Genomic DNA, 23,342 nt, shown 5'->3' with positions numbered 1-23,342 from the left:
CCGCGAATCCCATCAAATGATAATTTTATTGCAAAAATCATGAACGCGTAAGCAACCTTTTCCATTTGGAAGCGTCTATTCCTATATATAGGAACTTTGCGTTCGTAGGAGCGTGCTCCACGCAAGCCCACATTCATTTGTTAATCCATACGAATGTATCAAATCGAGAGGTGATTGCGTACATATGAGTCATATTACAATGGCGGAAGCTTTGGCTGTCCGGGCAGCCATGAATCGACTGATTAATCAATTGATGCAGGAGCGATTGAACAACAGCAGCACTATTATTGAAAAAGGGGAGACCGCCGAGGTGCCTGCGCGCAGTGTCGATGTCATCACGGAAGAAATCGATGCCGTCTCCGCCGATTTCAGAAAGCTGGACCTTTTAATGGCGATTTCAAATACCACCGAGACGATCCCGTGGAACGGCAGCAACATAACCGTCATGGAAGCGATCGAGCTGGCCAAGCAGATGCGCAATGAAATCGGACAGCTCGCGCATCTCGGCACCCGCAAGAAGCTGGAGCGCCAGAGCAGCCGGGGTCTCGAGGGCGGCGCCGTAACGCTCTTCAATGTGGCGTTATATGATCCGGAAGCCTATCATGCAGCCGCCCGCAAGAAGGAACGCGAGGTAACAAAGCTTTCCTCCCTGATCGAGCATGCGAACCATCATTCGAAGATTCCCTTCGATGCTACGAAGTACATGGAGTAACGGAAGCCGCCGGCTTCAAGCCTACAACGTTATGCCGCGTGCAGGTTTGGAGCCGGCGGTTACCGCCGGCTGGCGGGAAAGTGCGGGCAGCCGCTTGTTGTTTGTCGGATACAAACAAATGAATAAGTAAACCTACAATCGACTCCAATTGTGAAAACGGATGACGGTTGACGGATTACGCACTTCACTCGATTACGTTTAACGGACTTTCGAACGCGAATATGAATCGCCCCGTTTCCCGCCGTCCCACATAACAACCATCGGAACAGCCTCAACCTATGACGCCGATGGAGCCATGCCAAATCTGGAATCTGCAACGAACAAAAAGCCTCCAGCCCGCTATGAAACGGGTTGGAGGCTTTTATTATGCACGGGAGTCACAACAGAATAATTTATTTCAATTCATCACATGCCTGTGATTCTTGCATTCTATTGAAACAAGGCGGCCGCTCCGACGAGACCGACATCATCCCGCAGACCGGCGGGAACGATCTCATAGGTTCCTAGATAAGCCGGCATAACCAGCTTGTCCGTCATTTCACGGAGCGCCGGGAATAGAAGCTCACCGGCTCTGCTGACTCCCCCTCCGATTACGATCCGGTCCGGATTAAAGCTGTGAATGACGTTGACCAGACCAAGAGCCATATAGTAGACCGCGCGATCGATGACCTCGATCGCGACAGCATCGCCCAGCCTCTTCGCTTCAAAGACATGCCGGGCATTGACGCTGCCGTCGGCTGCTGCCAGCTCGGCGATCATACTTGTCCGCTCCTGAATCTTCAGGGCAGCTTCCTGGCCGATCGCCGTCCCGGATGCAAATACCTCCCAGCAGCCGCGGCTTCCGCAGTTGCACTGCGGTCCACTTGGATCGATGATGTGATGCCCCAGCTCGCCCGCATAGGAATTGCTTCCAAGGAACAGTTTCCCGTCCAGCACGATGCCCGAACCGATTCCCGTGCTGAACGTGACGTACACCATGTTCGTAGAGCCTGCGCCGGCCCCGCGTACATATTCCCCCCACGCAGCGGCATTGGCATCGTTCAATACCTGGACTTCGGTATTCAGCTCCCGTTCCATCCATGCTTTCAAGGGGACATTCGTCCATTCCGGCAAGTTCGTGCCGTAAATGACGATGCCCTCCCTGCTGTTCACCGCTCCCGGCGAAGCCATCCCGACACCCCGCAGCGGGTGGCCGCCCGAAACGCTTCGGATCATCGCCGTAATTCTCCCGACAACCTCCTCAGCCGTTCGGGCGCCTGCCGTCTCCACTTGCTCGCGGTTCAGCAGCCGACCTTCGGAATCAAAGAGCGCAGCCGCGATCTTCGTACCCCCGAGATCAACGCCAACTACAAATTCTTGTTGTTTATTAAGAATGGTTTGCAATTTGTGTTCACCTGTTTTCCGATATGTTTGCTACATCTATTGATGAATGCTGTCTGCCAGCGACCGAAGCTCAACCGGATCAATCGGCTTCAGTCCGGATCGGCCGTAGCGGACCGCCGAGCCGAAATGCACTTCTGTTACACCGGTCTGATCGATGAAGTCCCGAATGATCTCCCACGTTAAGCCATTGCCCGCCAAAATCTTAAGATGACTGCCGCGCGCCTCTTCGACCAGCCGTCGAATTTGCGGAATGGCTTGCGGTGCCGGCTGGGGTCCGCCCGATGTCAATACACGGGTAACCGCCGGATATTTCATTAACGTGCGCAGACCTTCGAACTGATCATCCAACTCGTCAAAGGCGCGGTGATACGTCACCTGCATATCCCCGGTCCACGCCAGGAGAGCACCCAGCGTTTCTTCGTCGATCTTCCCGTCCGGAGTCAGCGCGCCGAGGACGACCCCGGCTGCTCCGGCGCTGCGAATCGCCTGAATCTCGGCGATCATGGTGGCTACGTCGGTCTCGCTGTACACGAAGGAACGGCTGTGAGGCCGGACCATCACATGGACAGGAATGTTTACTGCCTTGATGACCTGCTGGACAAGTCCAATTCCCGGTGTCAGTCCGCCTTCCGTGATCGCCGTGATCAGCTCCAGCCGATCTGCCCCGTTATTTTCAGCGGTCATGGCGTCATCTACGGTCGTGGCTATAACCTCTAGGATCATCGAGCTCACCCCTTCCCGGAAGCCGGTTTCTTATGAAACTGCTTCTCTACATAATCCGCCAGCAGCCTGGCGCCGTAGCCGGTTGCTCCCGCAGCAGCATGCGGAAACTCCCGCTTGTACTGAACCGTTCCCGCCATGTCGATGTGGACCCACTTCATCGATTCCGGAACAAAATGCCGGATAAACAGGGCGGCCGTAATTGCGCCGGCCAAGGTCGACGTGCCGACATTGCGCAAATCCGCGTAGTCGCTCCGCAGCTCGGACTCGTATTCGTCCACAAGCGGCATTGGCCAGAGCCGTTCGCCGTTGCGTTCGCCGATTTCGACCAGGTGACGGGTCATCGCTTCATCGCCCCAGATCCCTGCCAGCTCGAGCCCGAGCGCAGCGCCGACATTGCCTGTCAGCGTCGCGATGTCGATCACTTGATCCGCCTGAAGGGTTGCCGCATGAAGCAGCGCATCCGCAATGATCAGTCTGCCTTCACCGTCCGTATTCGCGACCTGGACGCTGATGCCGTTCGGATAGTGGATGACGGAGGACGGCAGCATCGCATGCTGGTCCGGGAGATTATCGGCAACCGCGATAAGAGCTGTTACCTTCACCGGCGCTTTCCGGGAGATCAGAATCTCCATAGCGCCGGCTACGGCAGCCGCGCCGCCCATATCCATGCGCGCATCGCTTATATCCCTGCCGGTCTTGACGTTCATGCCGCCCATGTCAAAGGTAATGCCTTTGCCGATTAGCACGACATGAGGGCCCTTCTGTCCAGCCGGCAAGCCGTCATACGAAATTTCAACCAGGGATGGCTCGAATCGGCTGCCCTTCCCGACCGCAAGCAGTCCATTCATCTGGCGCTCATGGAGCTCGTGGCCGCGGTATACATGAAGCTTGGCCTTCGTGTTCTTGAAGTGTTCCTCCAATACAGCAGCGAACGCTTCCGGATTCAGCGTCTCCGGCGACTCATTGACCAAGTCCCTGGCAAGCCTCGTTCCCCGTTCGCGGATCGCGGCGATGGACAGCAGGGTATCCAGCTCTTCCCTCGGGATTCCTTCCCAATCCTTCGATCGGATATGAAGCTTAATCGTGGCTTCCGTTGCCGTAATGCCTCGATGCTTATTGAACCGATACAATCCGTATAACCAGCCTTCCATCCAGGCCTGGAATTCCTCTGCCTCCGTCAGCTTGGTTTTCTCCGAACCCGTATCAAGCGGTTTACGGATGAGAACAGCGCTTGTTTTATGCTCCTTCAGCAGAGCCCGCGCAACTGAAGCCGCTGCTTTACGCACTTTCTCTACGGTTAGCTGCTCTCTTGAACCCATGCCTGCGATTAAATAATCCGCCTCATCCCGGGAACGTGCATACAGCCATGTTAAGCTTCCGCTTCGTTTTCGGGAATCAGGGAGGCGAAACGGCGGCTCGTCTCCCTCATATATCGCATAGACCCGGCTATCGGCAACATGCGATTCATCAAATATGATATTCATCGGCGTATTTCCCTCCTCTGGCTCTATTACAACCGAGCGTTTCGATCCGGTTAAGCTTGCTTCATGATCTCCTCATCATACAAATGGCAGGCCACCTGATGGCCCGGTTCCACTTCCCGGAAGACCGGCGCCTTCTGCTTGCACACCTCCATGCAGGCAGGGCAGCGGGTATGGAAACGGCATCCCGTCGGCGGATTAACCGGGCTTGGCAGATCCCCCTTCAGAATAATCCGTTCTTTCTTCAGCTTAGGATCCGGTACCGGCACCGAGGACAGCAGCGCCTGGGTATAAGGATGCAGCGGACGGTCATAGAGCGTATCCTTATCGGCTGATTCGACCAGCGTTCCCAAATACATAACGCCGATCCGATCGCTGATATGCTCGACGACGCTTAAATCGTGAGAGATGAACAGATACGTCAGGCCGTACTCTTCCTGCAAATCCTGGAGCAAATTCAGCACTTGCGACTGGATCGATACGTCGAGAGCCGAAACGGGCTCATCCGCTACGATCAGGCTCGGCCGTACCGACAGCGCACGTGCAATGCCGATCCGCTGGCGCTGCCCGCCGCTGAACTCATGGGCGTAGCGCTCGGCATGAAAGCTGTTCAGACCCACCGTTTCAAGCAGCTCTCCGGCCAGCTTGTCACGTTCCTTGGCGCTTAGCTTCGTGTGGATCAGCAGCGGCTCCGCTACGAGCTCTTTCACCTTCATCCGCGGATTCAACGAGGCGTAAGGATCCTGAAACACCATCTGCATGTCTTTTCGCAGCGGGCGCATCTGGTTCTCGTTGAAACGGCTGATATCGGTTCCGTTGAAAATAACCTCGCCGTCGTTTGGCGTTAACAGGCGCGTAACAAGCCGGCCGGTGGTCGACTTGCCGCAGCCGCTTTCTCCGACGAGACTGAAGGTTTCGCCTTTCCGAATCGCGAAGGAGATTCCGTCAACAGCGCGAAGCTGCTTGGAGCTGCCGAAGAAGCCTTTTTTGACCGTAAATGATTTCTGCAGGTTCCGTACTTCTAATAGCGGTGATTCATTCATGCCGTTTCTCCCCCTTTCGCATGCCCATCCTGCGTCAGCCAGCACCGGCTCTTGCGATCCGCTTCGTTCACGACCGGGAGCAGCTGCGGCTCCTGCGACAAGCAGCGCTCCATCACATAAGGACACCGGGGAGCAAATTTGCAGCCCGGAGGCATGTTGCGCAGATCGGGAACGTTCCCCGGAATGGATTCCAGCCGACGAACCTTCTGTCTAAGCTTCGGCACCGAGGCGATGAGTCCCTTGGTATACGGATGCTGCGGATTCTCGAACAGCTCGGTCACGCTCGCCTCTTCCACGACCCGGCCAGCATACATGACGACCACCCGGTCGCACATCTCCGCCACAACGCCGAGGTCATGCGTAATAAGCAGCATGCCCATGTTCTGTTCCTTCTTCAGGCGGTTCATCAGTTCGAGAATTTGCGCCTGGATCGTCACGTCAAGCGCCGTCGTCGGCTCGTCCGCGATCAAGAGCTTCGGATTGCAGGCCATCGCCATCGCGATCATGACCCGCTGCCGCATGCCCCCGGACAATTGGTGCGGATAATCGTCAACCACTTCATCGGCCCTTGGAATCCCGACGAGCTTCAGCGATTCGATCGCATGCTCGCGCGCTTTCTTCCGGCCGTATCCAAGATGGAGCATGATCGACTCCTCAAGCTGCTTTCCGATGCGGAGCACGGGATTAAGCGAGGTCATCGGCTCCTGGAAGATCATCGCAAGCTCATTGCCGCGGTAGCGGCGCATGTCCTTTTCCGGCAGCTGCACGAGGTCCTTGCCCTCAAACAAGACCGATCCGCCGGCGATTCGGCCGGGCGTATCCTTGAGCAGTCTCATGATAGACAGGGAGGTCACGCTTTTTCCACAGCCGGATTCGCCCACGAGCCCAAGCACTTCGCCTTTGTTAATGTGAAAGTCCACGCCCGCCACGGCGAGCACCGAGGAACCGTCCCGCTTGAATTCGGTTTTGAGTCCTTTGACTTCTAGCAATGTTTGCGTCACGTTCAATCCCCCCTATTCGTTCTTCGACTTCGGATCCAGCGCATCGTTAAGTCCATCGCCGATCAGGTTGAACGCGAGAACCGTCAAGAAGATGAGCAGACCCGGAAAATATACGATGTGCGGTGCGATGCTTAAATAATCGCGTCCCATACTGAGCATCGCGCCCCAGTCCGGCTCCGTCGGCTTGGCGCCAAGCCCGAGGAAGCTGAGGGAGGACGCCGCGAGAATGGCTCCGCCGATCTTCATCGAAACGTTGACGATGATACTCGGAACCGTTTCAGGGAAGATATGCTTCCAGATGATCCGGTTGTTTTTCGCGCCCATCGAGCGGGCAGCTTCGACGTACAGCGATTCTTTCGCGGACAGCGTCACGCTTCGGATAATTCGGGCGAAGGAAGGCGTTCCGAATACCGCTACCGCAATGACCACATTGGACAAGCCCGGACCGAGAATCGCCACGATGCCGATTGCCAGAAGCAGATCCGGGAAGGAGAACATAACGTCGCTTCCGCGCATGATCAGGCGGTCAATCCAGCCGCCGTAATAGCCGCTGATAAGCCCCAAAATCGTACCGGCAATAGCCGAAATAAATACGGCGCTCAGGCTGACCGACATCGTCAGCCGGGTTCCGTCGATCAGACGGCTGAGAATATCCCGTCCGTATTCATCGGTCCCTGCCCAGTGCGCAGCCGAAGGGCCTTGCATCATTGCATCATAGTTCGGCTCATTCGGAGGATATGGAACAATATGCGGGCCGATGACGGCCAGCACCAGCAATATCAAGATGAACACGCCGGATACGACGGCAAGCTTTTGCTTCATAAACTTGGATACAAACGTGCTGAACTTCCCTTTGACCGGGCTGTTCACCACAGCCTCCCCCGGTACGGAGGATGAATGGACCGTTACTGAAGAATTGTCGCTCATGAGCTCCCCCTCCTATTTCGATGCATACCGGATTTTTGGATTCAGTACACCGTATAATAAATCGACAATCAGGTTAATCAGAATAAATTCGGTCGCAAACATCAGGAGCAGCGCCTGAATGACCGTATAATCCCGGAACGCGATCGAATCGACCAGCAGCCGGCCCATTCCCGGAATACTGAATACGGTCTCGACCATGACCGAGCCCCCGAGCAAAAAGCCGAATTGAAGCCCGGCTACCGTAACGACCTGAATCAAGGAATTGCGCAGCGCGTGTCTTCCGACAACGACGAATTCCCGCAGACCCTTCGCCCGTCCGGTCCGGACATAATCCTCACGCATCGATTCAAGCATCGACGTGCGGGAGTACCGTGCGAGCATGGACATAATTCCCGCACCGAGCGTGAACGAAGGAAGAATATACGATTGCCAGCTGTCAACGCCGCCGGTTGGGAACCAGCCCAGCTCGACGGAGAAGATTTGAATCAGAACGAGACCCAGCCAGAAGCCCGGCAGGGAGATTCCCGAAATGGCAGTGAGCATCCCGAGGTAATCCGGCCATTTGCCGCGATTGACGGCGGACACGATCCCGATCAAGAGTCCGATGACCAGCGCCCAGCCAAGACTCGTAAACGTTAGCACGATCGTCGGAAAAAACCGGCTTTCCAGCATATCCACGACCGGCAGTCCGGAGGTAATGGAAACACCCAGGTCACCCTTCAACAGATCACCCATATAGTTAACATATTGCTGCCACAGCGGCAGATTTAGTCCCAGCTGCTCCCGTATCCCGTTGATCTCCTCAAGGGTGGCTTCCTTACCTGCGACAAGCCGTGCCGGGTCTCCGGGAATCAGGTGAATAAACATGAACACAAGTATCGACACAATGAATAACAGAGGGATGACACCCAGCAGCCTCTGAATTGCATATCTTCCCAAAGGATAAGCCTCCTTTCAACATGCCAGCCTTAAAAATAAATGGGCCGCTTCCTTATCATCAAAAGAGGCGGCCCACCCTAGTTCAACATTTCAGCAAACCCGTGCTGCCAGAATTACTTCACTTCGGCATTCAATACATTGATCGAGCCGTCAGGGAATACTTTCACGCCGTCCAGATAAGCGCGTTTACCTGTAATGACTTGGTCAACGCCCAGGAACACCCATGGAGCGTCTTCCCAGATTTGCTTCTGGATATTGGCATAGATTTCTTTAGCTTCGTCCGGATTAACCGATGCGTTTGCATCCTTGATCCATTGATCGACATTATCATTTTTGTAATATGCGGTGTTGGAGCCTGCAGGCGGGAAGAACTCGCTGCTGAACAGACCTTTCGTCGCACCGTCCGCATCGCCGGAAGAAGGAGACCAGCTCACGTACCACATTTGGATTTTCGCATTTTCCGGCGTAGCCGAGTTGATCTGATCGGACAAGGTCGCGCCTTCCATCGATTTCACTTCAACCTTAATGCCGACAAGCGCAAGCTGCTGCTGAATAAACTGCATGCCCTTCATCGTCTCGGAATCGTTCTCGCCCCAGATCTCGGCTTCGAATCCGTCCGGATATCCCGCTTCCGCGAGCAGCGCCTTTGCTTTCTCCGGATCATAGTCATAACCGGATTGCTCCGAATAGTACTGGGTCATGGAGGACATGGAAGACTTCAGCTTAGATCCAAGACCGGATTTAACAACCTTGATATAGGCATCCTTATCGATTGCATAGTTGATCGCTTGACGAACCTTCAGATCGTCATACGGCTTCTTCATCGTGTTCAGCGTGATATAGCGAACGATCGTCGAATCGATTTTATCCACCACAATGTTGGAATCGCCTTCGACCTCGGATACTTGCTCCGTCGGCATCGGGTAGATGAAGTCCGCTTCGCCGGTCTTCAGCATGGCAATTCGGGAACCGTTCTCCGGTACAGGCTTGAACGTGATGCTGTCCACCTTCGGAAGCCCTTCCTGCCAGTATTCTTCATTCTTCACGACAACCAAACGATCGCCTTGAACCCATTCCTTGAACTTGTATGCGCCTGTTCCTACCGCATTCTTCGTTACATCCACGCCGTCTTTAAGCGCTTTAGGGCTGATCATGAGCGCCATGGCGGTTTTGTTCAGGAATGCGCTGTACGGCTGGCTAAGCGTTATGACAACCGTATTCTCATCCGGTGTTTTCACGTCGGATACCGTCGAGAAGCTACGGCGCATTCTGAGATTGTTCTTTTCGTCCAGTATGCGATCCAGGTTAGCTTTTACAGCTTCGGCATTGAAGTCGGTGCCGTCATGGAATTTCACGTTTTTACGAAGATTAAACGTATAAGTCAGACCGTCTTCGCTGACTTTGTAATCTTCAGCCAAGACCGGAACGAGTTCCATCTTTTCATTGAAACCCATCAAGCCTTCGTACATCGTGCGCGCACCGGAGATCGAGTGCGTATCGCCGGCATTATGCGGATCCATCGTGAGGAAATTGGCGTTGATCGCGATGGTGATATCCTTGTTGTTTTTCGTCACCGGTTTGCTTTCCCCGCCGGCGTTGCTGGCCCCTTCACTGCTTCCGCTGCCTTTGCCGCCGCAAGCTGATGCTACGATTGTAAATGCAAGCAACAGCATGAGCAGTGACCATGTTCTACTCTTGAATCTCATTGTTTACTCCCCCTTTGATGTAGTAAAGAATCTATAGATTCACTCGGCATGCCCTGGAATGGATCGAGGAGCACCCGAATTCCTCACCCTTTATTTGCTGCATTCAAATACGCACCCTTTATTTGTTCCATTCAAATACGGCGCGGCGCTCACCTACAAGCGTTCCACCATCGTTGAAAATTTCGTTCGGCACGAGCTCGTACAGCCGGTCGATCGTGGCTTGGTTGCTATAACCCAGCCGCTCCAAAATGGTCGCGATGATGCATGGCCATACCTGCTCGGAACCGTCGGATACCTTAAGGGAAATCGCCAATCGTTCCTTCCGAAGCCCGATGCCGTATACTCCTTTAGCACCGCCCTTGGCAGTCAGGTTGTCATCCTTCAAAAGTGCAGAGCATACGAATTTCGTGTCTGCGATGATATCGGGGTATTCGTTCATCACCTTCGCGATCCTTGCTGCAGCTTCTGCCGTCTCCGGGTCCCGGATCAAATCCGGACAAGCGAGCTTCAAGAATGAATAGGCGATCCGGTCCAGCGGAATCGCGAAGATCGGCAGGCCGCAGCCGTCAATCCCTTGCGGGATGGAGGATACCGGAACTTCCGCGATATCGGCGAGCGTTTCAAGGATTTCCTTTTGCAGCGGGTGCTCGGGTTGGTAATACGTCGCTTCATCCCAGCCCATATGCTTGCACAATGCAATCATTCCGCTATGCTTGCCGGAGCAGTTGTGGAAAATCCGGCGCTTCGCCTCATGGTTCTGATGGCGCTCGGCCTTCGCATCCTCGTTCAAGGGGTATGTAGCGCAGCAGTGGAGCGCGTCCTCCTGGATGCCAATTTTGCCCATGAGCGATTCAAGGGCATCAATGTGGAAGCTCTCTCCCCGGTGGGAAGCCGCAAACAGAGCCGTCTCCTCGCCGGTCAGTCCGTATACTTCGTCAATGCGGCGCTTCATAGCCGGCAGTGCTTGAAAAGGCTTTGCAGCAGAGCGCAAAAACGTCATATGATGGGGATCGCCTGCCGCATAGAGCACCTTCCCGCTTTCATCGACGACGCTCACCGCGCCGTAATGGACATTTTCCAGCACATTGCCGCGGTATTCCTCTACCAATGGAACAAATCTCATGATTATTTCCCCCGATCTCCTGATGAATTAATTCAATTGAAAATAACGATCCTGCGCCACCATACCCGAGCCGATCATGACGCCTTCCTCATGCAGCTTGGAACGGACGATGGAAAAGCTGCCCTGAAGCGGCTCCCACACATACCTCGAGCAAAGGTTGACGATCTCTTCATGCACCTCCGGGAACTTGTCCAGGATTTCGCCGCTCAGGATGACGCTGTCCGGGTTGTACATGCTGACCACGTTATTGACCGTGATGGCCATATACGCAAGGGCGCGATCGATTAAGTAGCAGGCCCAGTGAGTACCCGCACGCCGCTCGGCAAACAGCTCCTCGATCGTGCGGACCGGCTTGATTTTACTCGCTTCGGACAATAGGGACGGGATGTTGATATACGTCTGCAAACAACCGGCCTTTCCGCAGTCGCACATCATGCCCTCCGGGTCCACCGTCGTATGCCCGATTTCCCCCGCGCTGTTCGTCACCCCGCGATAGATTTCGCCTTCAAGAATCAAGGCAGAGCCGACGCCATTACCAAAGCCGAGGAGAACCGTCCGATTCGAACCATAGGCGGAGCCCTTCAACTGTTCGGCTAGGGCCTTTACCTTCAACTCATTGTCCACGACAGCCTGAAACCCGGTCACGTCCTGAAGCAGGTCGGCGAGGCCGATATTCTTCCAGCCCAGCTGTACGGAGAATTTAACAATCCCCTCCTGGACCTCGATGATGCCGGGAAGCCCGACGCCGATGCCCACGATGCGCTTGCGGTCGATGCCGCCAGTCGCAATCAGATCCTCGATCGTGCTTCCAATCCTCGCTACGGTCGTGCTCGCCTCCTCGTTCGGCGGTCTGCTGAAACTCTCGCTGCACAGAACGTTTCCTTGGATATCGACGAATCCGATATTCGCCCGATCACGGTCCAGTTCCACGCCAATCGAAATAACCGCGGTATCCAGCAGTCGGATGAGCGAGGATTTTCTTCCGCGCCCGGCGGAAACCTGCTCCTCCGTTTCGTGCACATATCCCTCATCCGTCAGTTCGGCTACAATCCGGCTGACGGTCGTCGGGCTCATGCCCGTCTGCTTCGCAATGGCTGCTCTTGAAATCGGCTGTTCATTCTTGATGATCTGGAACACCGTAAGTCTGTTCTGCCGCTTCATAAAATCCTGGTCATGCTTTTTCATGAAGACATCCCCTATTTAATTTCATCAATAGATTAATTAGCGCATTCTTCCAACTTATTAGGTGGTTAATCATCAAAAATCTGTGTTAAATATCATATTTTTCATTTTTATTCTCCAGTGATGATATTAATAATAAAATGTCATTTGTGAATGTGTCAATATATATGACACATTTAATTTTCCTCAAATTTTTATTACCAATGTAAGCATTTCAATTTTACTCTGAAAAAACACAGCTCTCCTGTACGGATACATTTGGTTTTTACAGGCGTACAATATGACATGTACCTAACATAACGATTTTCAAAAAAGCGAAGGTCACTATCGGAAATATCAAAATTAATCCACTGAAGAAATGAATTCTAAGAACAGCGGTCTGATCCAGCGGCGGGGAACTCCAGCTGCTTTCCGTTGAGCCTTGTCCATTAAGTGTTATGGTGTGAGTTGGCTTGCGTGTCTAATTGCGGTGGCGTCGGGGAAGTGAGTGGGTCGTTTTTTGGGTTGGCGCATATTGGGCTTGTTGTTTGGGTTGTTGTTTGGGTTGTTGTTTTAGTTATTGAATATGGGGCTGGTGTTTTGATACTGCTGTTTAGGGAGCGGTTATACGGGGCATTAGATGGGTATTGAAGGGAATTTCTGAAATAACACGTTGGAACACACAAAGCAGGGACGCAGTAGATGTCCAATACCGTGCGATTAGGACGATCTATTGCTAATCTATGTCTTTCTTCATCATCCTCGCTCCTCCTTGAACGATTATGATTGATACCGTTCCTTCTGAACCGTATCAACCAGTGTTGGCTATAAGTCAAACAAACCCTGAGCTGAGCATGAAATCCATAAATATCGCAATTTTGTTTGCTTATGTATATAGAAACACCAGATAGCGTTCCCTTATGCGAAACGTTAATCGTTTATCAAAAAAACCTATTTAAGCGAAAAAAAAGGCATAGAAGACTCTTTTCCATGTTTTTTTCTATGAAGGGGCCACCCCATACTAATGGGCGGCCTTCGCTTTTCAACAAGCTAGCCCAACCGAAGGTCAGGGCGAGCCCCCACACCCCCAGCGAAGGTTTGAGGATAGCCGATCCTTTGGAAGTCCGTTTCTACTGCTTTACTTTTCCATTCCGGAAACGGACGTACAATAAAGCAGATATCTCCAAGCCTGAGCCCAAAAAATGGCCACCCATTCAAGGGTGGCCTGTCTCGCACTTGCCTTTGGTTTGTGCGCCCTACCGAAGGTCAGGACGCGGTCCCGAACCCTCCAGCGGAGGTTTGAGAATAGCCGATCCTTTGGGAGTCCGTTTCTACTGCTTACTATTCCATTCCGGAAACGGACGAACAACAGAGCGGATATCTCCAAGCCTCAGCGCCAAAAATGGCCACCTCATTCAAGGTGGCCTGTCTCGCACTTGCCTTTGGTTTGCTCGCCCTACCGAAGGTCAGGGCGCGGTCCCAACCCCCCAGCGAAGGTTTGAGGATAGCCGATCCTTTGGGAGTCCGATTCTACTGCTTACTATTCCATTCCGGAAACGGACGAACAACAGAGCGGATAGCCTCAAACCGGAGCGCAAAAAATGGCCACCTCATTCAAGGTGGCCTGTCTCGCACTTGCCTTTGGTTTGCTCGCCCTACCGAAGGTCAGGGCGAGGTCCCACACCCCCAGCGAAGGTTTGAGGATAGCCGATCCTTTGGAAGTCCGTTTCTTCTGCTTACTATTCCAATCCGGAAACGGACGGACAACAGAGCGGGTAGCCTCAAACCGGAGCACTGCAAACCGGAGCACTCTACTTGCTCCTATAATACTCAACCGCTTTATCAAAATAATGCTTCTGATCCTCGGGCAAATCCTCGAAATAATAGATCGCCGCCACCGGGCAGGCAGCCTCGCAGGCGCCGCAGGAGATGCAAATGTCCGTATCGATATAGAATTGGTCGTCGCCTTCCTCGATACAGTCTACAGGGCACACATCAACGCATTCTCCCGCCTTCTCTTCAATACAAGCCGATCCAATGACATACATCGGTTATTCCACCTTCCCATGTGTGATCATTCATCCATGATTCGTCCGGTCGAAATCTGCTGCAAAATCATAAATCTACAATTTCCATACTTTGTATACTAAAATATATCATAATTATGTAGGGAGCATAGCCGAATGTCAATCGGCCCGCACCCGACGGATGCCGAAAATCCAGGCGAATCGGTTGACTTCTATCCACCAAAGACATAAGATGAGACATATTGCTTTCATCTCAATCAACACAGCTGTGGAAGCTACTCATCGAGAATCAAGGCGGTGATTATTATGGAACAAGAAGTCGCTTACAGCACACGCGAATATATCATGCAATTATTAAAAATAAACGGCGAGCTGAGCACAAAGTCCATTACCGAGGCGCTCGGAATTACCGGAATGGCGGTTCGGCGCCATCTGGAGAGCTTAAAGAATGAAGGCTATATTACATTTCGAACGGTGAAGCAGCCCATGGGCAGACCCGTTTCCCTATACAGTCTTACCGAATCTGCGGAGGATTTCTTCCCTAGAAACTATCATTCCCTCGCCCTGGACCTGCTCCAAGAGCTGCAGGATGAGGCAGGAGATGAGATGATCTCTCTGCTGTTCGATAAGCGGAAAGAGACGCTGCGAAGCAAATATTCGCCTACCGTCGCTGCGGACGCATTAGAGGAACGGGTCGCGGCGCTTGCGCAAATTCAGAATGACAACGGGTACATGGTTGAATATAAAAAGGTCGCCGAAGAAGAGTTCATTCTCGAGGAATTAAACTGCCCCATCTCTCAGGTCGCAAGCCGCTATCAGCATGCCTGCCGCTGCGAGCTGGACTTATTCCGGTCACTGCTCGGGGCAGATGTGGAGCGTACCGAATGCCTGGCCAAAGGCGGCAAAAAATGCGTGTACCACATACGCAACAAGCAGCATGAAGCGCAAACGTAATATCCATTCTTGCCACGAGGCGACCCGTCCATACAGGATGGGTCGTTCTTTTTTTATATCGCCCTGTACGCGAATCCTCTCACCCCGATAGAGCCCTTAACCCAAGGCTCGTACATCTTCTTGCTTTATTTTATTCCCGAAATAACCGATTATGAATCAGCATCTACAATTCCAGTACAAGCAGCCGGTCATCCCGTTCACCAGGCACGCCCCGTCCATCCGTATTATTGGTAATCACATAGATTCGGCCGTCCTGCACCTTCACATCCCGAAGTCTTCCCTCGCCCGCCAGCACCGTTTCAAGCTCGGCCTTATCCGGATCAAACCGGTACAGCTTGCTGCCTCGCAGAGTAGCGACATACAGTAAATCCTGCTTGTCGAACGCCACACCTGAAGGGGCTAATGCAGTTTCGCCAGTGTGGTATACCGGCTGTTCCATGCCGCTCTCCCTCGCGTCGCCTATCATCGCAGGCCATCCGTAATTGGCGCCGGCGGCGATTTTATTGATTTCATCGTGCCCACCAGGGGTCCCAGAAGGTCCGTGCTCGGAACTATACAGCTCTCCGTCGGAATTCCAGTCAAGGCCCTGTGCATTACGATGCCCGAACGAGTATACATAGGAATCCGGCATAGGATTATCGGCTGGAACCGAGCCGTCCGGCGAGATTCGGAGGATTTTCCCCGCCAGGCTCTCCGGATCCTGCGCCAGCTCGCCATTACCTGCATCTCCGGTCGTGATGTAGAGGAAGCCGTCCGGACCGATCGCGATTCTTCCGCCATTATGCACATTGGATCCCGGGATGTCCTCGATGAGAGCATCCGTCTCCTTCCACGCCGCTGCATTCTCTTGAAGAAGCACCAACCGATTCTTGACCGCCCCATCCTGTTCATACGTATGATAGGCATAGGCCGCGTTGGATTCCTCGTAATCGGGTGCAAGGACGAAACCAAGCAGACCGCCTTCGCCAATGGAGGCAATCGGCTTGCTCGTGACTACAGGCAGTCTCGATAAATCGCCATCCCGGATTTGAACGATATTCCCTTCCCGTTCGCTAAGAAAGATGACCTCCCCATGAAAATCGATGGCCCACGGCGTTTCCAAATACTCGGCAAGCACTTTGTAAGAAACGTCAGTACCACGCTCAACGTTTCCCCTACGTTCTTCCCCTCCCGAAGACGGGGGAGCGGAACTGCCCGAGCATGCCGTCATCAGCAGCATAATCGCCGTAATCAAGACATACGGTATGAAAACATATCGTTTCATCGCACCACTCCTCTGCTCTTATAAGTCTGGGACGATCGCAGTCTGAATGCCTCCTTCAGATTCGGCAATCGAGTGGAGCACAATCTCCTCATCGCTGAACAACTCGGTTGTTCCGCCCGCGACGTAACGTCGTTCATGACCGCGGCCGGTAATGATGATGCGGTCCTCATCCCCTGCCATCTCCACCGCTCGCTGGATCGCTTCTTTACGGTTCAGAACGACTTCCCAATTGATCGATTCCCGGGCATTCAGACCGTCCAGCATCTCCGCCAGGATGACCTCCGGATCCTCTGAAAACGGATTATCTGTCGTAAAAAACACATAGTCACTATGCGAGGCGGCGATATCGGCCATGATGGGCCGCTTCAGCCGGTCTCGCTCCCCTCTGCACCCGAGGACACAGATCATTTTGCCCGAGGTAATGGATCTTGCCGACTGCAGAGCGGCCTTGAGCCCGTCGGGATTATGGGCATAGTCGACCACGACCCGAAAGCTCTTATTGGTTTGTATTTCTTGAAAACGGCCCTGAACTCCTGCAAATTGCTCAAGACTGTGCCGAATGTCCTCCAAATGAATCCCTTCCACTAAACTGACGGCGATCGCTGCCAGCGCGTTATAGACATTGTACATTCCTTGGACCTTCAGAGAAAAACGCCCGTCTCCCCAAGGAGAACGGACCATAAAGCTGCATCCCTCCGAAGCGTGGCGGATATCCTCGGCGCGTATATGTGCAGGCTGCTTTATGCCGTAGGTCACGACCTGCGCCGATGTTCGCTTCGCATAATACGCAGATGCCTCGTCGTCGGCGTTCAGCACGGCTTTCTTCTGCATATCCCGGCTGCTGTTGCCCAATTGGGAGAAGAGGAGCTCCTTCGTGTTGCGGTAGCTGTCCATATTCAAATGATAGTCCAGATGATCATGGGACAAATTCGTAAACACGACGGTTTGAAAATCAGATCCCCGCACCCGCCCCAGATCCAAACCGTGCGAGGACACTTCCAGGACGGCATATTCCGCTCCACGCGCAGCCATGGCATGGAAATACCGCTGGAGCTGGATCGTATCCGGCGTCGTATTGAGAGTGGGCTCAGCATGCTCGCCTATCCGCATATACAACGTGCCGATAATGCCTGTTTTTCGCCCACAGTCATTCAATACCTTTTCCACCATATGGGTGGTCGTCGTCTTGCCGTTTGTCCCTGTAATGCCGATTAGTTTAAGTCTTCCGGTAGGATTGCCAAAAAAAGCGTTCGCGAGAATCGGCAGCGCACGGCGCACATCCGGGACCTTGATACAGGTCACATCCGCAGGGAGATCCGGCAGGTCCTGCTCCGCAACGACAGCAACCGCCCCATTCGTAACGGCATCGCGAGCATAGTCATGTCCGTCGACACGAAATCCGGGCACGCAAATGAACAGACCTCCCGGCTTTATATTGCGGGAGTCGGTATCCAGATTCGTTATCTCTAGCGAAGTAGTGCCGGTAATCGTCTTCAGAATCAGCCCGTCCGTCAATGATTTCAGATTCATGCAAGGCTCCTCGTCTCGTGATGGTATCGTGTCCTATAGGATGTAGAATTAGCGACGAGATATGCGTTTAGTCTAACATTTCTAAATAACCTAACCTTCCGCATAGAAATTGAAACATCATCCGTAAGCGTTTCCAATGGTTAAGAGGGTTATCGCGCATTCGTACAGAACTTTTTAGGTATGAACGAATACATCAACAAACACGGTCATATCCAGAATTCAATACGAAAGGAAGATGAGCATGGGGTTGTTCGCAGGTGATTTGCTTAAGGAAAAGGTTGTTTTGATTACAGGCGGAGCTACCGGACTGGGCCGTTCAATGGGAGAGACCTTCGCGAAGCTCGGGGCCCGGCTCGCCCTATGCGGACGCCGCGAAGAACGGTTAAAGCAGACTGCCGAGGATTTCAGAGGCCAAGGGCTCGAGGTATGGTATAAGACCTGTGACGTGAGGGATCCCGCCCAAATCGCCGAGCTTGTGGACGCTGCCGAAGCGCATTACGGGAGGATCGACGTGCTCGTCAACAATGCGGCCGGCAATTTCATCAGTCCGACCGAACGCTTGTCGCCGCGGGCCGTCGATGCCGTGTTTAATATCGTCCTGCACGGTACCTTCTATGCTACGCTCGAAGTTGGCAAACGTTGGATCGATCAAGGCCATCCGGGAACAATGCTTAACATTGTAACCACCTACGCATCGACCGGATCAGGCTATGTCGTTCCTTCCGCCGCCGCGAAGGCAGGCGTCCTTGCGCTCACCCGTTCACTGGCAGTGGAATGGGCCCCATACGGAATACGACAGGTCGCAGTCGCACCGGGACCTTTTCCGACGGAGGGGGCTTGGTCCAGGCTTTCCCCCACGCCCGAGCTTGAGCAGAAGCTGGTGGATCGCGTTCCTCTCCGCAGGGTCGGCCGTCCGAAGGAGCTCGCCGATCTGGCCGCTTATCTGATCTCGGACCATGCGTCCTATATCAACGGTGAGGTCATAACCATCGATGGCGGTGAGTGGCTGCAGGGTGCCGGGCAGTTCAACGCGTTGTCCGAGGTTACGAGCGAGCAATGGGATAAGCTGGCCGAGCTGACGCGGAAAGGAAAGTAATCCACTTCTTTTTCTGCCTCGGATGGACAGGAGCAAACACCAAATGTACCGAATCGGCGTACCCTAATATATGATCCTTGTCCTTGCGGCGGGTAAATCGTATCGGCCAGCACACAACCGTCCCGCGGCCAGAAATCCTTGGCCCTCCCGCTCGCCGCATCGGCTGATCGGTTATCAGGACCTCACAATCCTTAAAGGCGGTGAAACATCTTGAAGAAGGTTTGGATCGATGCCGGACACGGAGGTAAGGATCCGGGCGCCACTGCCAACGGGTTGCAGGAGAAGGATATTGTGCTTGCATTATCTCTTGCCGTCAAAAAAAGACTGGAATCCGAATATGACGGCGTGAAGGTATTCCTCTCCCGCTCTACCGATGTTTTTGTTGAACTGCCGGACCGGACCGCTGCAGCCAATCGGGAGAAAGCGGATATTCTCGTGTCCATTCACTGCAATGCCGGCGGCGGCTCCGGAGGATTTGAAAGCTATCGGTACCCTCATGCTTCCGCAGCTTCAACCGCATTTCATAATGTGCTTCATTCAGAAATCATGTCGGCATTGAAGCCGCTGGGGATAACGGATCGCGGGCAAAAGACCAAAAACCTCCACATGCTTCGCGAAAGCGCTATGCCTGCAGTCCTCACGGAGAATCTGTTTGTAGACGTTGCAGCGGATGCTGCCCTATTGAAACGGCAGGAGGTTATGAGCGCTTTGGCGGCCGGCCATACGGCTGGGATTGCTAAGGCTTTGGGACTTCAGCGAAAAGGAGGGAATCAGGTGGATCAACCGGGACGCGATATTCATGTGGTAAGTCCCTGGGCAGCCGCGGCTTGGGATGAGATGACCAAGAACGGTTATTTTGACGGAAGCCGGCCGGGCGCACCGATTACGCGGGAGGAATGCGCCATTGTGTTCAACCGATTACGCAAAGATATCCTGTCCATGATGTCTGGAAGTCAGGAGCAGCTTAAGGCGCTGGAGAAACGTCTGCAAGACCTGGAGGACGAAAAATAAACGATTGGACTGCAAAGAGGCTGTCCCGGGTTCATTCTTCCGGGAACAGCCTCTTGTCAATGAGTCGATTTGAATCGATTGCTTGCGTTGGTTGAACCACGCACAACCTAAGACCATGTGTCATCCATCTAGAAGCTGGCCAACGGCATGGGCGCCTCAAACGGCCGCCTATGCATCGGAATCATCATCCACCAATATCGCAAACACGATTCCAGGGCCGTGAACGCCGATCGTGAGATCATTCTCGATGTCGGCGGATCGGCTCGGTCCGGATATAAAATGAATGCCTGCAGGCAGCTGCTCCCGCCCCGCTTCATCAAAACGCACCAGAATCTCGCCTAACCGGGTAACCATCCGGTCAACCGGTACGATCGCCATCAGGACGGTAGGCAGCAAACTGACGGATCTCCCCTTGGCCGGCGAAGACGTAACGACGAGCGAACCGGTATAAGCGGCCGCATAATCCGCCATGACGATTCCGATATCGGAGCGGGATGCAACGGCCCGCCAATTCTCATCTTGATCCTCGTTCCAGCTGCGTACGATAGCATCCGGAAGCGACGACGCAAGGTTTAATGTGGAGAGCTCCACTTCGTCGTTGATCAGGATCGATCCCGCGCTCATCTCGGAAGCTTTATCCACGATAAACGTTGACGCCTCCGCCCGGTTTTTCACCCTCACTACATGACCGCCGGCGGCTTCAAAATTCGCCGTAAACTGGCGAATGCGGTCCTCAATCGGCAATTGGAATTCCTTCCAGAAATCCGGCGCGCCCCGGAACGGATGCTTCGGCCTTGTCCGAACCCGCTCCCGGCCCAATTTAGCGGCGATGCCGTCCATAAAAGTCTCCTGCTTCGCCCGCGACCGGGCTTCCAGTCGCTTCAGCCACTCGTCAGGCTGTACTGGATTCGTCATTGACCATGCCCTCCGTTCTTTCGCTGGTCCATCAGCTTACTGAGCCTGTCGGCCACTTCAGGGTTCATCGGTGCGGACTCGCTGTACAGCTCCTGTTCAACCTTCGACCAGCGGTCCCGGAATGAATCCTTCGGCAGCTCCGGGGTCACCCGGTACGTATTCCATCCCTTCAACGGCCCGATTCGGGCACGAATCTCACCGTTGCGAACGACGAGCTTCTGACCGAGCTTACCCAGCCGGACGACATTTCGGTACCGCTTCGCATTCCCCATCACGACCGAGAAGCCTTTCATTCCCAGCGTCTCCGCCTTGTTCCCGCGCCCGGCCTCGACCTTCCTTCTGCGCAGGTAGACAAGCATATCATGCAGCGGGATCTTGACCGGACACGCCTCATAGCAGGCTCCGCACAGACTTGAAGCATTGGCGATATCGTCCCATTCCGCGACGTTCTTCTTCAATGCCGGCGTCAGCACGGCGCCGATCGGACCGCTGTAAGTGCCGCCATAAGCATGACCGCCAATATGCCGGTATACCGGACAAGCATTCAGGCAGGCTCCGCACCGGATGCAATTCAGCAGCTCCTGAAATTCCGGATCGCCCAGCTGAAGGGATCGGCCGTTATCGATAATGATGATGTGCATCTGATCCGGTCCGTCCGCATCCTGCTCCCTCCGCGGTCCCGTAATCCCCGACATATAGACGGTCAGCTTCTGGCCCGTCGCCGATCTTGGCAGCAATGTCGCCATCACTTCAAGGTCTGACCAGGAAGGAATGATCCGCTCCATCCCCATCAGGGTGATCTGCGTTTTCGGAACGGTCGTGACCATCCTTGCATTCCCTTCATTCTCGAACAGCACCATCGAACCGGTCTCCGCGATCGCGAAATTGCAGCCGGTCATACCGATATCCGCCGCCAAAAACTTCTCGCGCAGCTTCGTTCTGACAAAGCCGGCCAATACCGCCGTGTCCGCAGGCAAATCCTCTCCCGCTTCCCGGGACAGCAGTCCTGCGATTTGATGCCGATTTTTATGAATGGCCGGGATAATGATATGGGAAGGCGTTTCATTCGCCAGCTGGATAATGTACTCTCCAAGGTCTGTTTCAATCGCCTCCACGCCGATGGAATCGAGCGCCTGATTGAGATGCAGCTCCTCCGAAACCATTGACTTCGATTTCACTACCGACTTCGCGGATGCATGCTTAGCGATTTCAAGAGAGATCGCAACGGCTTCCTCGGCCGTATCGGCAAAATGGACATGAGCGCCGTTCGCCCGGGCGTTCTCCGCAAACTCATTCAAGTAGTAATCCAGATGAGCGATCGTATGCAGTCGGATCTGCCGCCCACGCTCACGCCAATCGTCCCAGTTGCCATGCTCCTCCGCTGCCAGCTTCTTGCCTAGCCGGAGCCGCTCGGTCGTAAACCGGACCGCGCTGCGCAGAAAATCGTTTCCTAAAGCATCGCGGGCACGCTCCTTTACCGTCTGACCTTTCTCAGCCGCGCTCATGGACGCTCACCCCCTCATACAGCAGCTCCGCCAGATGCATCACCCGAACCTTTTCTCCCCGATGCCGCAGATTGCCTGCAATATTCAGCAGGCAGGCCATATCCAGGCCGACAAGCACTTCGGCTTCCGTTTCCAGCACGTGGTCGCTCTTCTCGGTTACCATCGCACCGGAAATGTCGGCCATCTTCACGGCAAAGGTGCCTCCGAAGCCGCAGCAATCTTCAGCATAGGGCAGCGGAACCAGCTCTAAGCCCTTAACGCCGTTTAAGAGGCGAATCGGCTCATCCTTGATGCCTAACAAGCGGCTGCCGTGACAGGAAGGATGATACGTAACTTTATACGGAAAATAAGCGCCTACATCCGAGATGCCCATGACGTCGACCAGGAACTGCGAAAATTCATAGACTTTGGATTGAAGCGCTTTCGCTTTCTCCAGGTATTCGGCATCTCCCTTGAACAGCTCCGAATAATGGTGGATCATATACGTGCACGAGCCCGAAGGGGCAACCACAAAATCGCTGTCTTCAAAAGCATCGAGTATGGTGCGCGCAGAAGTTCGCGCATCGTCCCAATACCCGCTGTTAAAGGCCGGTTGACCGCAGCAGGTCTGAATATCCGGAAATTCCAGCTTAACGCCGTATTTCGCCAGCAGCCGGGTCATGGACTCAGCCGCCCGCGGGAACAAAGCGTCGCTGAGGCATGTGACAAATAATGATATTTTCAACTTCCTCCACCCCGCTTAGCACACATTATGATGTATAAAAAATGACTCTGCCGAGTCGAATGATCGAGAAAGCCCCCCTTGCGGGGGACTGTATGACATGGGCCGTACGGAACAAGC

21 protein-coding genes are annotated in these 23,342 nt (G+C 53.9%); 5 read left to right on the top strand and 16 right to left on the bottom strand.

All coding sequences use genetic code 11. From position 1 onward, the window contains the following. The first annotated feature begins 184 nt into the window (after positions 1–184). Positions 185–712 carry a hypothetical protein gene (locus NST44_RS17715; protein ID WP_028407236.1) on the top strand — a complete coding sequence of 176 codons (528 nt, stop codon included), beginning with the start codon at positions 185–187 and terminating at the stop codon, positions 710–712. Beyond that, complete coding sequence (locus NST44_RS17710; protein ID WP_167324088.1) at positions 690–842, top strand: hypothetical protein; 153 nt, start codon at positions 690–692, stop codon at positions 840–842. Before NST44_RS17715 ends, NST44_RS17710 begins: the two co-directional genes overlap by 23 nt. A gap of 299 nt (positions 843–1,141) precedes the next feature. Here NST44_RS17710 and NST44_RS17705 read toward each other — a convergent pair whose 3' ends face one another. The 11 genes from NST44_RS17705 to NST44_RS17655 form a co-directional block, all read right to left on the bottom strand. After that, positions 1,142–2,095, bottom strand: coding sequence for an ROK family protein (locus NST44_RS17705; protein WP_007128488.1), 954 nt, complete (start codon positions 2,093–2,095; stop codon positions 1,142–1,144). Positions 2,096–2,131: 36 nt separating this feature from the next. Beyond that, entirely contained in the window at positions 2,132–2,818 is a 687-nt protein-coding gene (locus NST44_RS17700; RefSeq protein WP_007128489.1) for a copper homeostasis protein CutC, read from the bottom strand. Between the two features lie 5 nt (positions 2,819–2,823). After that, positions 2,824–4,302, bottom strand: coding sequence for a M17 family metallopeptidase (locus NST44_RS17695; RefSeq protein ID WP_210095456.1), 1,479 nt, complete (start codon positions 4,300–4,302; stop codon positions 2,824–2,826). A gap of 50 nt (positions 4,303–4,352) precedes the next feature. Continuing rightward, entirely contained in the window at positions 4,353–5,342 is a 990-nt protein-coding gene (locus NST44_RS17690) for an ABC transporter ATP-binding protein (protein WP_007128491.1), read from the bottom strand. Next, positions 5,339–6,343: an ABC transporter ATP-binding protein gene (locus NST44_RS17685; RefSeq protein ID WP_007128492.1), complete on the bottom strand. Its 1,005-nt coding sequence runs from the start codon at positions 6,341–6,343 to the stop codon at positions 5,339–5,341. The genes NST44_RS17690 and NST44_RS17685 overlap by 4 nt, the downstream gene beginning before the upstream one ends. A gap of 12 nt (positions 6,344–6,355) precedes the next feature. Next, complete coding sequence (locus NST44_RS17680) at positions 6,356–7,270, bottom strand: ABC transporter permease (RefSeq protein ID WP_007128493.1); 915 nt, start codon at positions 7,268–7,270, stop codon at positions 6,356–6,358. 12 nt (positions 7,271–7,282) lie between these two features. Continuing rightward, on the bottom strand, positions 7,283–8,209 hold the full coding sequence (locus NST44_RS17675; protein ID WP_007128494.1) for an ABC transporter permease subunit: 927 nt from the start codon (positions 8,207–8,209) through the stop codon (positions 7,283–7,285). A gap of 113 nt (positions 8,210–8,322) precedes the next feature. Further along, a complete protein-coding gene (locus NST44_RS17670) occupies positions 8,323–9,915 on the bottom strand; it encodes a glutathione ABC transporter substrate-binding protein (protein ID WP_007128495.1) in 1,593 nt (530 codons plus the stop codon). 118 nt (positions 9,916–10,033) lie between these two features. After that, on the bottom strand, positions 10,034–11,038 hold the full coding sequence (locus tag NST44_RS17665; RefSeq protein ID WP_210095457.1) for an asparaginase: 1,005 nt from the start codon (positions 11,036–11,038) through the stop codon (positions 10,034–10,036). A gap of 27 nt (positions 11,039–11,065) precedes the next feature. Beyond that, positions 11,066–12,223: an ROK family transcriptional regulator gene (locus NST44_RS17660; RefSeq protein WP_210095458.1), complete on the bottom strand. Its 1,158-nt coding sequence runs from the start codon at positions 12,221–12,223 to the stop codon at positions 11,066–11,068. Between the two features lie 1,787 nt (positions 12,224–14,010). After that, positions 14,011–14,247: an indolepyruvate ferredoxin oxidoreductase subunit alpha gene (locus NST44_RS17655; RefSeq protein ID WP_007128499.1), complete on the bottom strand. Its 237-nt coding sequence runs from the start codon at positions 14,245–14,247 to the stop codon at positions 14,011–14,013. Positions 14,248–14,532: 285 nt separating this feature from the next. Here NST44_RS17655 and NST44_RS17650 point away from each other — a divergent pair, with 285 nt between their 5' ends. Then, positions 14,533–15,180: a helix-turn-helix transcriptional regulator gene (locus NST44_RS17650; protein ID WP_007128500.1), complete on the top strand. Its 648-nt coding sequence runs from the start codon at positions 14,533–14,535 to the stop codon at positions 15,178–15,180. A 163-nt stretch (positions 15,181–15,343) separates the two neighbouring features. On the opposite strand, the gene NST44_RS17645 is transcribed toward NST44_RS17650, so the two are convergent. Next, positions 15,344–16,444, bottom strand: coding sequence for a PQQ-dependent sugar dehydrogenase (locus NST44_RS17645; protein WP_007128501.1), 1,101 nt, complete (start codon positions 16,442–16,444; stop codon positions 15,344–15,346). A gap of 18 nt (positions 16,445–16,462) precedes the next feature. After that, on the bottom strand, positions 16,463–17,974 hold the full coding sequence (locus tag NST44_RS17640) for a UDP-N-acetylmuramoyl-L-alanyl-D-glutamate--2,6-diaminopimelate ligase (RefSeq protein WP_007128502.1): 1,512 nt from the start codon (positions 17,972–17,974) through the stop codon (positions 16,463–16,465). Between the two features lie 241 nt (positions 17,975–18,215). Between NST44_RS17640 and NST44_RS17635 the strand changes: the two genes are divergently transcribed. Continuing rightward, positions 18,216–19,070 carry an SDR family oxidoreductase gene (locus tag NST44_RS17635; protein WP_340900267.1) on the top strand — a complete coding sequence of 285 codons (855 nt, stop codon included), beginning with the start codon at positions 18,216–18,218 and terminating at the stop codon, positions 19,068–19,070. Positions 19,071–19,280: 210 nt separating this feature from the next. Beyond that, positions 19,281–20,081 (top strand): N-acetylmuramoyl-L-alanine amidase, encoded by an 801-nt coding sequence (locus NST44_RS17630; protein ID WP_007128504.1) that lies wholly within the window; start codon positions 19,281–19,283, stop codon positions 20,079–20,081. 168 nt (positions 20,082–20,249) lie between these two features. On the opposite strand, the gene NST44_RS17625 is transcribed toward NST44_RS17630, so the two are convergent. From NST44_RS17625 to NST44_RS17615, 3 genes are read right to left on the bottom strand one after another with little or no spacing between them, the layout of a single operon-like run. Next, positions 20,250–20,996, bottom strand: a complete 747-nt coding sequence (locus NST44_RS17625) for a LutC/YkgG family protein (protein ID WP_007128505.1) — start codon at positions 20,994–20,996, stop codon at positions 20,250–20,252. Beyond that, complete coding sequence (locus tag NST44_RS17620; RefSeq protein WP_007128506.1) at positions 20,993–22,501, bottom strand: LutB/LldF family L-lactate oxidation iron-sulfur protein; 1,509 nt, start codon at positions 22,499–22,501, stop codon at positions 20,993–20,995. Before NST44_RS17620 ends, NST44_RS17625 begins: the two co-directional genes overlap by 4 nt. After that, complete coding sequence (locus tag NST44_RS17615; RefSeq protein ID WP_007128507.1) at positions 22,488–23,225, bottom strand: (Fe-S)-binding protein; 738 nt, start codon at positions 23,223–23,225, stop codon at positions 22,488–22,490. Before NST44_RS17615 ends, NST44_RS17620 begins: the two co-directional genes overlap by 14 nt. Positions 23,226–23,342 lie beyond the last annotated feature (117 nt).

This window comes from Paenibacillus sp. FSL W8-0919, from assembly GCF_038003785.1.
In the GTDB taxonomy this organism is placed as follows: domain Bacteria; phylum Bacillota; class Bacilli; order Paenibacillales; family Paenibacillaceae; genus Paenibacillus_AQ; species Paenibacillus_AQ lactis.
Note: the sequence above shows the minus strand (reverse complement) of the source record. Positions and strands in the feature narration are given on the sequence as shown.